We start from the raw sequence: 12849 nt of genomic DNA, 5'->3' as shown, positions 1-12849 counted from the left end.
GGCGCCGGCGGCACCCGCAATCCGTGCGCAAACAGAAATGCACACGGGGTGGATCACAGGTGTTACCGGTCGCCCGGCCTTCCCTGCGCGGATGGTTTTAACGGTGTCCTTCGCGCTCTCCTCGGGGAGCGTTGCACTATTGCCCCCGTCGCCTCACAGCTGTTCGATGCGCGTGCCGGTCGGCCGCCACATCACCGCGAGGTTTGACGCCAGAACCGCGGGCGTCGGGACCACACGACTTCTCCGTCCGCGGACGGCTCGACCTGATCGCCGGGGGCTTGCGTGTGCTCACCTCCGACGACTGACCCAACCGCTGTAACTGCGCCGTGTCGTACGCGCCGCGCATGACTCACGGTCGCCCGCCCTGTCATCGCCTCGCGCGCCGGCGCTGCCGCGTCCACCGCACCCCGACCCGCATCTCGTGACGATCGCGAAGCGCCCCTCTGGCAGGACCGGGATAAGTGTTCTATGCCATAAATCCGAAATTCTGGAAAGTAGAATATTTTTGCGGACGGGGATTGACGGGTGTTTCGCCTGTTTTGCCCGACGCCTTACGTCGCGCCGGCTGCAGACATGATTCTATCTGTCGTCATGTGATCGGGGGATGTGGGCCTGCCGGCAGCACGATAAGGGTGGACCTGTCATGGCCGAGAAGAAGATGAACAACCGCCCCCGCCTCTACAGGCATCGGACTCGGCAGGACATGGAGCACCTGGAGCCAACCGCCATCATAGTAGCCGTCCGGATGATTGATAAAGACCACATCGTCGATAAGGTCGACATGCATCCATTGAACAACGCCGACGGCGGTTCCGGAAGCGATCACGGGGATCGAGACGGCCCGCAGTTCGGGATCATGTGCAGCAGCCGTCAAATCCAGTGATGCGATCTCGAAATCGTTCGAAAGCCTCGTCCATTCCGTCATCGTTCCATGGATGGGAAGACGCAGCGGCGCGAGGCTGTTGAACCGCGAGAGGTCGAAACCGGACGCCATTTTGACATGGCCGTAGGCGGCGAGCGTTTCGCTTGCCACAAGGCAGCCGATGGCCGTTGCAGCTTTTGGAATGACGATCGCATCTTCCGCAATCAGCCGGCGCCGCGCATCTTCAAACGTGCTCAACACATCCTCGGCCAGGAGATCGCTAGACAGGATCTCGGAGATCAGGATGTCGGCCTTGGTCGGAATATCCTCGCCGACGGAAAGAGTCGCCGAGGATCTGCCGATAACCTTGATCTGCTCGCCATATCCGTTGTCAGCGACGATCTCCTGCGCAACGCGCGCTATGGTCGGAACCGTCTCGCAGGTGACGATGTTGGTGGCGCCTTCGCGCGCCGCCATCATCGACAGCAGACCGCTGCCCGTGCCGATGTCGAGGACTTGCGCGCTCGAGCCGCGGATCGCCAGCGCCCGACGTATCGCCCGTTCGAAACAGTCGTTGCGCCGCGTGTCGTTCATCATGGGGATGTGCCAGAAGGGAACGACAGCGGACGACAACCGGCGCAGCTGGTGGTAGGCGTTCACATTGTCAGGCTGGAGCTGTAGCACTCGGCCGAACTCGATGATCGCTTCATCCTTTCGCCCGCTATCGGCCAGTGCGACGGCGAGATTGTTGCGGATGAGCGCATCGTCGGGAGCGAGGCCGGCCACGATTTCAAAACAGCTCAGCGCCTCGGTCAAACGCCCGGTCCTGTAGAGCAGCCCACCCTTCGCAGCCAAGGCATTGAGGTGATGCGGCTCCATCGAAAGCAGCGTGTCCCAGTAATAGATGGCGCGGTCTATGTGCCCGCGATTCGCAACGACGATTGCAAGAAGCGGGAGAACATCGGTGCTGCGATAATCGTCTAGCAACACCTCCAGATAGTGCTGCTCGGCGCGCTCCCAATTGCCGGCGCCATGGAATTGCATTCCCCGTTCGAGCGAATGCCGCGCCGAATCCTGAGGCTCTCCAACGGTCTGTTTGCTCATCCCAACTCCGCATGCAGTCTCAACCGACCAGGAAGCCGACTGAACCCGGCCGGTCTCGCTGCAAGCGAGAACGTTGCTCGGGTGCAGTCCACATACGCGAGACAAGCATTCCCAGAGATCTCTACGATGGCCATGCGGGAAGCGTTACGGCCGTTGGAAATCATTCGTCGTGAGTGAGCGGTTGCGTCGATGTCTATGCCGTTTCGCGGCTTCACTCCATCGGCCACGCATCAAAGAAAAGGCCCGGACGCCAATGGCGACCAGGCCTTTCGCATTTGTCCAGTTCGACGAACCGGCTCAAGCCGCCTTCGACACCAGCACTTCGCTCTCGATCAGCTCCGTGCCGATCAGATAATCCCGGCAGCCGCGCAAGGACCGCAGCGCGCGGTTGAAGTCGATGCCGGTCGAGACCAGCCCGTGCAGCGCGGCGGGATTGCGCACGATGCCACGCAGGACGGCGGCGAGGTCGATCTGGCCGTTCGGCTTGATGGCGGCGCGGGCGAGCGCCGGCAGCGCGCGGTGGGCGGGGTCGCTGATGACGCGGACCGCGGCGAACGGCAAGCCGGCCTCGGCGGCGTAGGCGGCCGCGATGTGGCTTTCCATGTCGACGGCGGAAGCGCCGGTCTCCGAATGCAGCGCCGCCTTGCAGGCGCGCTTGGTGACCACTTCCTCGGCACCGGCGAGGCTGCCGCGCACCACGCGGCGGCGGCCGGAGGTCAGGCGGTCGATCAGATCGTTGCCGAGCGAGAGGCCGGCAGCCCAGCGGGTGTCGCCGGACAGCACCTCGGTCGCCAGCACGACGTCGCCGGAGCGCAGGCTCGGGTCGAGCCCGCCGGCCACGCCGAAGGAGATCACGCCGCGAATCGTCTGGGGATCCACCACGGTCAACAGCGCCCGCAACTGGGTCGGGCTGCTCGATGAACAAATGACGGCCATTCCCGGCCCGGCCGCGATGCGGGCCTCCTGCACCAATCCAGTCACGATCAGTATAGGCCGCGGATCAATGGCATTGCCCGCGTTGAGATAGTCCCCCGTCCCCAAAGTCACATTCCGACCCCTACCACCCTGCTGTTGGTGTTCCGCAAGTTCCGATACCGCGCCAGTGCCCACAACGGAAAGAACTTCGGGTAACCATGATACCGCAAATAGAACACGCGGGGGAAGCCTGTGGCGGTGTACCGCTGCTCGTCCCACAGTCCTTTTTTGTTTTGTGTTGCAATCAGGTACTTCACCCCGCGGGCGACGGCCGGGTGATCAACCTCGCCTGCCGCCATGAGGGCAAGCAAGGCCCATGCCGTTTGCGAGGCGGTCGAGGGGGCAGCCTCCCAGCCCCGGTAGTCCAGCCGGTAGCTGACAGCATCCTCGCCCCAGCCGCCGTCCTGGTTCTGGATCGAGGCCAGCCAGCCGGCAGCCTTTCGCATCATGGGGTCGTCGTGGCGGACGCCGGCCATGTTGAGGGCGCAGAGCACCGACCAGGTTCCATAGATGAAGTTCATGCCCCAGCGGCCGTACCAGGAGCCCTCGGGGTGCTGGGTCTTCCTGAGATAGGCGACCCCGTCGGCCACGTGCTTGCTGGTCTTCTCGGTCTCGCCGAGCTGGGCCAGCATCGAGATGCAGCGGGCCGTGACGTCCTCGGTCGGCGGATCGAGCAGCGCGCCATGGTCCGAGAACGGGATGTTGTTGAGGTAATATTCGAGATTGTTGACGTCGAAGGCGGCCCAGCCGCCGTCGTCGCTCTGCATGCCCTCGATCCACTCCCGGCCCCGGGCGATCGCGGCGTCGTAGCCGGCGACGCCGTGCTCGCGGCGCATGCGGTCCATCGACATCACCACCACGGCGGTGTCGTCGAGATCGGGATAATGCGCGTTGTTGTACTGGAAGGCCCAGCCGCCCGGACGCACGTCGGGCCGCTTCACCGCCCAGTCGCCCTTGACTTCGAGCTCCTGCTTCGGGATCAGCCAGTCGAGGCCTTGCCTCGCCGCAGGAACCGCCTTGTCGCCGCCGGCTTCCAGCAGCGCATGCGCCGTCAGCGTCGTGTCCCACACCGGCGAGACGCAGGGCTGGCAATAGGCCTCGTCGTCCTTGATCACAAGCAGCTTGTCGATGCCCCGCCGCGTCGTGGCGCGCGGCGGATAATTCTCGTCCTTGCCGAGCGCGTCGTACATCATGACGATGTTGGCCATGGGCGGGTAGATCGCGCCCATGCCGTCTTCGCCGTTGAGCCGCTCCTCGGTGAAGGCGAGCGCCGCGTCGATCGCGCGCTGGCGAAGGCTCTTCGGGAACAGCGGCTCGACCACACGCAGGATCGCGTCGAGTGTGCTGAACAGGGCGAACCAGGCCCTGCTCTGGTGCGGCGCCCGCGCCGTCGTGCCGATGCCGCGCGGATCCTGCAGGAACAGCTCGTCGATCCCGACGCCCTTCGGGTTCTTCGCGCGCGGCTTCAGCGCGGCGAGCACCATCAACGGCACCATCGTGGTGCGCGCCCAGTAGGAGATCTTGTTGAGGTGGAACGGCGACCAGAACGGCAGCAGCACGATCTCGATCGGCAGCACCGGCACCGCGCGCCAGGTCACCACGCCGTACATCGCGAGCAGGAAGCGGGTGAAGACGTTGCTGTTGATGGCGCCGCCGCGCGCGTGAATGGCCTCGCGCGCACGCACCATGTGCGGGGCATCGACGGGATCGCCGATCATCTTCAGCGCGAAATAGGCCTTCACGCTGGCGCTCATGTCGAACTCGCCGTCATGCACCAGCGGCCAGCCGCCATGGGCGCCCTGGATGCGGCGCAGATAATTGGCGATCTTGGCTTCGAGCACGGCATCGACGGGCTCGGCGAGATAGTGGCGCAACAGGACGTATTCGGCCGGAATCGTGCAGTCGGCCTCGAGCTCGAACACCCAATGGCCGTCGGCCTGCTGGAATCCGATGACGCCCTGCGTCGCCGATGCAATGCTCGATTCCAAAACGCCCGACTGAGGGGCTTCGCGGCTGGTCGCGTTCACGGAATCCATCTCGCTCGATTGCTCCGATAGTCGATTGAAATTGGCCGGGACGTCTGCCCGTCAGGGCCGCCTTCAGGATCTTTTGGCGGCGATAACCAGATCGGCGGCGCGATCACCCGACCGGACCGATCCCTCGATGGTTGCAGGCAATCCCGTAGCAGTCCAATCCCCTGCAAGGAACAGGTTTTTCAGCGCGGTGACCGGCCCCGGACGCAAGGCATTCTGGGCCGGCGTCGCCGCAAATGTGGCACGGCGCTCGCGCACGATCTGCCACGGCGGCAGCTCTCCGGACACGCCGCCTGCCTTGCAGACGTCGTTCCAGATCGCCTGCGCGAGTTCCTCGCGCGGCATGTCGACCAGCCGGTCGCCATTGCTGATGGTGACGGACAGCCGGTTCGGGAACGCGAACAGCCATTCCACGAGGCTGCCGATCACGCCGAGGATCGGCGCCGAGCCCGGCGGCGGTGTGATCCGGAAATGCGCGTTCAGGATGGCACGGAATTCGGTCGGGGTTTTCACGCCCGGCAGCAGGCCCGCGGCAGCGCGCGGCGGCACCGCCATCACGACGACGTCGCCCTCGCCCAGCTGGATCACATCCTCGCCGCCGAAATTCAGCGCACTGGCCTTGCCGTCGGTGCTGGTGAAGGACCGCAGCTCGTGGCCGAGCTGAACGGTGTGGCCACGGTCGCCCAAGAACTTCACGGCCGGCTCGATCAGCACGGCGCTGAGACCGTCGCGCGCGATCAGGGGACGGCAGGCCTGCCCGCCGGCAAGCAGCGTCTCGCGCACGATGGCGCCGGCAAGCCCAGCCGAGCCCTCGGGCGGATCGACGTTGAGCGCCGCCAGCAGCAGCGGCTGCACCAGACGCTGATAGAGCACACCTTCACAAGGGATGGATTTCCCGACCAATGTGTCTTCCGACGCCCAGATCAGCGGCGCCAGCTTCAGATAATCGGTGAGGCCGGTGTCGGGGACGCGGCGGCTCTCGTCGAGCACCCAGGTCGGCAGCCGGCCGCTGCCGAGATCGATCTGCCAGCGCTGCCCGGTCTTGATGTCGACGAAGGGAAACTGCGCGCTCTCGGGGCCGACGAGGCCGGCCTCGGTGCCGATCGCACGCGCATAAGCGCGGGCATGGCTGTTGCCCGACAGCAGCAGATGATTGCCGTTGTCGATGGTGAGATTGGTGGCGCCGTCGAAATAGGAGCGGCAGCGGCCGCCGGCCTGGTGCGTCGCCTCGTGCACGGCCACCTTGAAGCCGGCATTGGCGAGCCGCACGGCGGCGGAGAGGCCGGAAATTCCGGCACCGATGATATGAGCTATGTTTTGCATCAGATGAGAGCGTAACGGAGCAGGATCAGGATGCGCGTGATCTTCGACACACGCACCGGCTGGCGCGGCGCGTTGAAGCCGCGCGCGATCAGCAGATCCAGAATGGAATGATAGTATTTCGACATGATCCGCGGCGCGCGCACCGTACGGCGCTTGTTGCGGTTCATGATCTCGTCCGACTTCTCGAAATACGCCTTGGCGCGCTGCGCCAGCGGCACGCAGACCTTGGGCAGCGCGCGCTCGGTGATCACGCGGTTCGGGTCGTCGGAGGTGATGCCGGCATGCAGCAGCGCCTCGCGCGGCAGATAGAGCCGGCCGAGGCCGGCGTCCTCGTCGATGTCGCGCAGGATGTTGGTGAGCTGGAGCGCGCGGCCAAGATGGTGCGCGAGCTCGATGCCGTCCGCTTCCGGCAGGCCGAACACCCGCACCGACAGCCGTCCCACGGCGCTGGCGACGCGATCGCAATACAGATCCAGCGTCGCCATGTCGGGCGCGCGGATGTCCTGCGGCACGTCCATCTCCATGCCGTCGACGATGGCGAGGAAGTCTTCGCGCTTGAGGCCGAAGGTCTTCACCGAGGCGACGTAGTCCTTCAGGCGCGGCGGCGGATTGCCCTGGTAGAGCGCGTCGATGTCGTTGCGCCAGTCCTGCAGCGCGGCGAGCCGCTCCGCGCGCGGGCCGTCGGAATCGGCGATGTCGTCGACCTGGCGGCAGAAGCTGTAGATCTGGAACATTGCTTCGCGCTGGTCATGCGGCAGGATGCGCATCGCGGCGTAGAACGAACTGCCGGATGCGCTCGAGCCATAATCGGCGCCGGGCGCGGTCGCCTCAAGCGTCATGTGCAGTCCCCGGTCTGGTAATGGCCTTGCGTCCCATCGCGCGGCGGCCGGCTTCGCCCAGCATTCCGGCAAGGCTGAACACGAGCAGCTCGAACTTGTTCAGGTGCACCCGCTCGCGCAGGGGATCGCGCACCTTCAACAGGCGCACGATGCGGTCGGCATAGGCCTGGATCACCGCGACGTCGACGCCGAGACGGAAATCCCGGATCTCGCCAGCGAGCACCCTGCCCTCGCCGAGCAGCGCTTCGTTGCGAACGGCCAGCCCTTGCAGGCAGGCCAGCATCGCCGGCGGCGACTGCGACAGCCCGAGCTGCTCGACCGAGGCGCCGTGTGCTGCCAGCGCATCGCGCGGCAGGTAGACGCGGTTGAGCTCGCGGAAATCCTTGCCGCAATCCTGCAGGTGATTGTTGATCTGCAAGCCTGCGCAGAGCGCATCCGATGCAGCCCAGGTCGAGGTGCTCTCGCCGTGGACATCGAGCATGAAGCGGCCGACCGGCATCGCCGAATAACGGCAATAGTGGATGACCTCGTCCCAGTTCTCGTAGCGCAGCTTGGTCACGTCCATGCGGAACGCGATCAGCACGTCGAGCGCGTGGCGCGGCGCCATGCCGCGCTCGGCCAGTGCACGTCGCAAGTTCACGGCCTCAGCCTGGGTGTCGCCCTTGCCCAGCAGTTCCGCCTCGAGCAGGTCGAGATAGCTAAGCTTCTGATCGGGCGGCAGGGTCGCGTGATCGGCAATGTCGTCGGCGGTGCGGACGAAATTGTAATACGCCAGGATCAGGGCGCGATGACGCGGATGAATGATCCAGGACGCGACGGGAAAATTCTCGTCGCGGTCACCCTTGCCGGATCGCAATTCGCTCGCAGAGGTCATCGAGGGCTGGTTTACAATCGTTTGGACAGGAAGGGCTTCTTCGCTCGCGCGGGCTCATGCCGGCGATCCGCCGCGGCCCCCATATAGGGGAATACGACCGCAAAACCAATCCTGTCTCTCGATGGCTGCCCCTTGCGGATCGGGCCCGAAAGGCGGCCCCGGGGCCGCCTTTGTGGGCCAATGGCCGAGCTTACTGGTTGTGGTTCTTCAGGACCTGGTCGCAAGCCTGCGAGATCTTGGTCCGGTTCTCCTTGAGGCAGGCCAGGATGGTGAAATCGCCCTGGTCGATGACCGGACGGCAGAACTTCTGCACGTCGCGCGTGCAGGCCTTCTGCTCGGAATCCGTGCCGCGCCCTGCCTGGGCGAATGACGGGGTCGAAAGAGAAGCCGACAGCAGGGTGAGAGCGACGAGAAGCTTACGCATTGTATTCCTTCATTCTGACGGCAGAATCGCACCGGACCCGGACTGCACAGGGCGGAGGACCGGAGCGGATTGTTCTGATGGCAAGTCGCCGCGGAAAGTGCGGCCTCAGAGAAGGCACAAGCACTGGCAAATGCGGCCAAATTGGCGCCACGTCCACCAAATCAGGTCTTCCCTGCGCCTTCATTGGCAGATGTAACAGGTTGATACTACGTCATAATTCGGAGGCACTGCGTTTTATTGCATACCTGTTGCAGGGCTGCATCTGTCCGCCCCGCTCGTCCCGCCGGAAACATGCCGAAACAGGACCGATCGGCCGCCCCAGGTCTGGCGAGAGGCGTCGTGAACCGCCATCTCTGGCGGCCGGGCTTTGAACCTGACACTGGCTCGGAGCACTAAACTTTCGATGTGGCGAGACGTTATCGCGCGTAAGCGGGCGTCGTTCCAAAACGGGATAATTGAGATGAAATTCTTTGGGCGATCTGGACTGGCAATCAAGGCGGCCGGCATCGGGGCAGCGCTGCTCTTCTCGGTTTCGGCAGGCCACGCTCAGTCGTCCGGCCCCTTTGCCGGTTTCGACGGCGCGTGGACCGGCACCGGCACCGTGTCGCTGTCCGACGGCTCCACCGAGCGCATTCGCTGCAAGGCCGACTACAAGGTCGCAGGCCACGGCCTCAATCTGAAGCAGGCGCTGCACTGCGCCTCCGACAGCTACAAGTTCGACCTCACCAGCGACGTGACGAGCCAGGGCGAGCGCATCTCCGGAAATTGGAGCGAGTCCAGCCGCAACATCTTCGGCAATCTCCAGGGCACCGCCGGCGGCGGCCAGATCGACGTCTTCGTCGAGGCCAACGGCTTCGCCGCCAACCTCTCGCTGCGCACCAACGGCACCAAGCAGACGGTGCAGATCTCTTCCAAGGGCGAGATCCGCGGCGTCAACATCACCATGACGAAGAGCTGACGCCTTTCCGCTTCGAACGGATCAAAGCCCCCGGTTCTCGCGAGCCGGGGGCTTTTTGCTGTTCAATAGCCTGCAAGCGGCTGCGTCGCGCGTCAGATCGCCGGCTTGTCGGTCCCCTGCAGCTTGGCGTGCAGGTTGATCAGCCACATCGCCGTCGGCCGCAGGATGAAGAGGTCGGCGACCAGCGCCATGATCATCGAGAAGGCGCCGAGCCAGCCGAACAGCCGCAGCGACGGCAGATCGGAGAACACGGTGACGACGAGGCCGCAGGCCAGCACCACCGTGGTCAGGATCAGCGCCGGGCCGACCAGCACCGTCGCGCGCTCCACCGCCAGCGCCGAGCCGACGCCCGGCTTGCTCTCCAGCCGGAGACGGTTGAGGAAGTGGATGGTGGCGCTCAAGCCGAGGCCGAACGAGACGGTGAGCGCGACGACGCTGGCGAATTGCAGCCCCTCACCCATCGCCCACAGCACCGTTCCCGACATCACGACGGGGAAGATGCCCGGCAGGATGCAGGCGAGCATCACGACCCATGAACGGAACGCCAATCCGATGAAGATCGCGACGAGCGCGAATTCGATGGTGAGGCCGTGGTTCAGCTTCTCGATCATGCTGGCCGAGTTGCGCGCCGCGATGGCGGCGAGACCTGTCACCGCGATCTCATAACCGGGATGCTTCTTGCGGACCGTGTCGAGCTCGGCATCGAGCTTGTCGACGATCGGCAGGAGCTGGCTGGAATCCTTGTCCGGCACGCGGCCGGCGACCAGTACGGCATCCTGCTGGGCGTCGATGAAGCGCCGCACCAGATGCTCGGGAATGACGCTGACATATTCCTTCAGCGTCGCGACGTCGGCGCTGCCGGCCTTTTCGGCAAGCCAACGGCGCAGGGTCTCGAGCGACCAGACATTGCCGACACCGGCCGCCTTCTCGACGGTCGAATGCACGTCCGCGATGGTCTGCAGCGTCTCCGGGGAATAGAGCGATTCACCCTTGGGGAACTGGATCAGCACGTTGACCGGGTTGGCGCCGGTGAGCTTGGCATCGAGCCGGTCGCTGGCGGCGACGGCCTGGCGCTTGTCCGGCACCTGGTCGGCGAGGCGATAGCGCGGCTCCAGATTGGCATAGACGATGCCGAGACTGCCGACGAACAGCAGCGCGATCAGGCTGAACAGGCCGGGGCGGCCGACCATGCGCACCGCGATCCAGTAGCAGAAATTGCGCAGCGCCTGGACGCCGGCATCCGCGCTCTGGAACTTGACCGCGAACAGCTTCTCGTTTCGCACCAGCAGCACGCCGAACACCGGCACCAGCGACAGCACCGCGACCAGCGCGATGATGGTGGCGGCAAGGCCCGCTTCGCCGAACTTGCGGATCAAATCGGAGTCGGAGAATTGCAGCGCGATGAAGGAAATGCCGGCGGTGCCGTGGGTCAGCACGCAGGCCGGGCCCACCACCAGCACGGCGTTCTTGAAGGCGGTGAACTTGTCCTGGCCTGCGATAAGCCGGTCGCGCGCGGCAAAGGTGAGCTGCATCGAGTCCGAGAAGCTGATCACCATGATGAGCGGCGTCATCACGTTCAGGAACATGTTGAGATTGAAATTCGCCCAGCCGAGCGCCCCAAGCGCCAGCAGGATCGCGATCATCGGCGGGAACGCCGCCGCGACCATGAAGGAGACCTTGCGGAAGAAGATGATCGCGATGATGCAGCCGGCAAGAATGCCGAGGATGTTGTAGGTCAGCCCGTCGCGCTCGACCGCGTTGCGGATCTCCAACTGCATCACCGGCACGCCGGAGAGCTGCACGTTGAGCCCGGTATCGCCGAGGTCTTCCTTCATCAACGCGCGGATGTCGGCGATGGTCTTGGTCAGCTTGTTGGAGCCGACGACTTCCGGATCGAGCGAGAGCACGATCAGCGCCAGCGTACCGTCTTCGGACAGCAGCTTGCCGCGGATGATCTCGTTGTTCTTGACGGTCTCGATGAACTTGTCATAGGCCGCGCCCTCCGGCAGCTCGGCCGGGAACAGCGCCGCCGGCAGCTTGCCCGGCGCCGGCGCCTGGCGTGCCGAGAACAACGAGACCAGACCCCGCGTGCCTTCGACCAATTGCATGTCGGTGACGAAGTCGCGCAACTTCTCCAGGTTGTTCCGCGCCAGCAGATTCTTGCCCTCGACCACGACGAGAACGTCGAATTCCTCGGCCGGGAACTTCTTCGTCACCTCTTCGTACTGCTTGAACTCGCGGGTATCGGAGCGAAACAACTGCGACAGCGAATCGTCGATCTTGATGCGGTGGATGCCGAACACGGCGCCGACGATCAGGACGAGCAGGACGATGCAGGAGACGATCGGCGCCCGGACGGCGATCAGCCCGACTCGCTCCAGCCCGAAGGCGATCGAGGACGCAGGTCCCTGCTCGACCTTGTCGACATGAACCTCATTCTCGCTGTGCTTTTCGAGCATGCCTTAATCCAGTTCCTAAATCGGCTCGGTCTGAGAGCTTGTTGCGCGCCCCGCGAACGGCTTGAAACGCCATACCAATGCGAGGCTTGCCCTTTGAAAATGCGCGGGAAATCGCCGCGAGGGGTTTAGCAGGTGAACCGGTCTTTTCGCAAGCAGGCGAAGTGCGGCCCAATCGATCAAGAAGTGGCGATTTGGGCCGGCAGCGCCGGTCATTCGGGCAACGCCGCGCCAATTCGGCGCGGCGCGCGGTCCGCGCTCTCGTCCTTCAGCGCCACGCCGCTGACCTGCCGCGCCAGCCCCTCGCGCACCAGCCAGGCGATCTTGAACGCGGCCTCATCGTAGCTCAACCCGGCGTGGTGGATGTTCGACACGCAATTGCGTTCGGCGTCGCTGCGGCCGGGCTTCGGCGCAAAGGTCAGATAGGCGCCGAGGCTGTCGGGTGCGGACAGGCCCGGCCGCTCGCCGATGAGCATCAGGGCCATGCGCGCGCCGAGAAGGGCGCCGATCTCGTCGCCGAGCGCGACGCGCGCGCCTGAGGCGACGACGGCATGGTCGATCGCGACGTCGTCTCCTTCCGCAAGCCGCGGCAGCAGGCGACTCACCAGGGCCGCCGCATGGGCATGGACCGCCGCCGCGGACAGGCCGTCGCCGATCACGAGCGCAAGTCGGCAAGGCGCCGGGGCCACGCGCGCCAAGATCTCGGCCGAGCTGGGGTCGAGCCGCCGTCCCAGATCCGGCCGCCGCAGATAGTCCTTGCGGTCGACGGCTTGGCTCCTCACTCCGGTGACGGCAAGGCCCAGCGCGCCGAGATCGGCGGCCAGACGCGACGCATCGAAGGCGGCATGCACGGCATCGCGGGCGCGGGCATGATCGAGCGTGAAATCGAGTAGCGCCTTCGTCGGCACGCTCGCGCCGCTGCGCCCGAGCGCGACGCGGGCGGGCGTGAACGCCCGCAGATCGAGGGTCGGGCGCCGCGGCAGGGCCGGATCAGACATGTC

The 12849-nt window shown here is 65.1% G+C and carries 10 protein-coding genes; 1 reads left to right on the top strand and 9 read right to left on the bottom strand.

The genetic code is table 11. The annotated features are described in order from the left end of the window. Nucleotides 1–589: 589 nt before the first annotated feature. From CIT40_RS11290 to CIT40_RS11260, 7 genes are all read right to left on the bottom strand, one after another. Complete coding sequence (locus CIT40_RS11290) at nucleotides 590–1966, bottom strand: tetratricopeptide repeat protein (RefSeq protein ID WP_094890574.1); 1377 nt, start codon at nucleotides 1964–1966, stop codon at nucleotides 590–592. Between the two features lie 297 nt (nucleotides 1967–2263). Next, on the bottom strand, nucleotides 2264–3013 hold the full coding sequence (locus CIT40_RS11285; RefSeq protein WP_162307444.1) for a phosphorylase: 750 nt from the start codon (nucleotides 3011–3013) through the stop codon (nucleotides 2264–2266). Further along, nucleotides 3010–4977 carry a squalene--hopene cyclase gene (gene shc, locus CIT40_RS11280; RefSeq protein ID WP_094890577.1) on the bottom strand — a complete coding sequence of 656 codons (1968 nt, stop codon included), beginning with the start codon at nucleotides 4975–4977 and terminating at the stop codon, nucleotides 3010–3012. Before shc ends, CIT40_RS11285 begins: the two co-directional genes overlap by 4 nt. Before the next feature lie 63 nt (nucleotides 4978–5040). Next, nucleotides 5041–6297: a hydroxysqualene dehydroxylase HpnE gene (gene hpnE, locus CIT40_RS11275; RefSeq protein WP_094890578.1), complete on the bottom strand. Its 1257-nt coding sequence runs from the start codon at nucleotides 6295–6297 to the stop codon at nucleotides 5041–5043. Further along, entirely contained in the window at nucleotides 6297–7136 is an 840-nt protein-coding gene (gene hpnD / locus CIT40_RS11270; protein ID WP_094890580.1) for a presqualene diphosphate synthase HpnD, read from the bottom strand. Before hpnD ends, hpnE begins: the two co-directional genes overlap by 1 nt. Continuing rightward, nucleotides 7126–8010: a squalene synthase HpnC gene (hpnC, locus tag CIT40_RS11265; RefSeq protein WP_094890582.1), complete on the bottom strand. Its 885-nt coding sequence runs from the start codon at nucleotides 8008–8010 to the stop codon at nucleotides 7126–7128. The genes hpnD and hpnC overlap by 11 nt, the downstream gene beginning before the upstream one ends. Before the next feature lie 190 nt (nucleotides 8011–8200). Then, nucleotides 8201–8434, bottom strand: a complete 234-nt coding sequence (locus CIT40_RS11260) for a hypothetical protein (RefSeq protein WP_109862220.1) — start codon at nucleotides 8432–8434, stop codon at nucleotides 8201–8203. Nucleotides 8435–8894: 460 nt separating this feature from the next. Here CIT40_RS11260 and CIT40_RS11255 point away from each other — a divergent pair, with 460 nt between their 5' ends. Further along, nucleotides 8895–9392 (top strand): hypothetical protein, encoded by a 498-nt coding sequence (locus tag CIT40_RS11255; protein WP_094890584.1) that lies wholly within the window; start codon nucleotides 8895–8897, stop codon nucleotides 9390–9392. 92 nt (nucleotides 9393–9484) lie between these two features. On the opposite strand, the gene CIT40_RS11250 is transcribed toward CIT40_RS11255, so the two are convergent. Together CIT40_RS11250 and eutC are read right to left on the bottom strand one after the other, a co-directional pair. Continuing rightward, nucleotides 9485–11851, bottom strand: coding sequence for an efflux RND transporter permease subunit (locus CIT40_RS11250; protein ID WP_094890586.1), 2367 nt, complete (start codon nucleotides 11849–11851; stop codon nucleotides 9485–9487). Between the two features lie 209 nt (nucleotides 11852–12060). After that, nucleotides 12061–12846 carry an ethanolamine ammonia-lyase subunit EutC gene (eutC, locus tag CIT40_RS11245; RefSeq protein WP_094890587.1) on the bottom strand — a complete coding sequence of 262 codons (786 nt, stop codon included), beginning with the start codon at nucleotides 12844–12846 and terminating at the stop codon, nucleotides 12061–12063. Between the last annotated feature and the right edge of the window lie 3 nt (nucleotides 12847–12849).

The sequence above is a fragment of the Bradyrhizobium amphicarpaeae genome, assembly GCF_002266435.3.
Lineage (GTDB): Bacteria > Pseudomonadota > Alphaproteobacteria > Rhizobiales > Xanthobacteraceae > Bradyrhizobium > Bradyrhizobium amphicarpaeae.
This window is presented reverse-complemented; position numbering and strand designations above follow the sequence as displayed.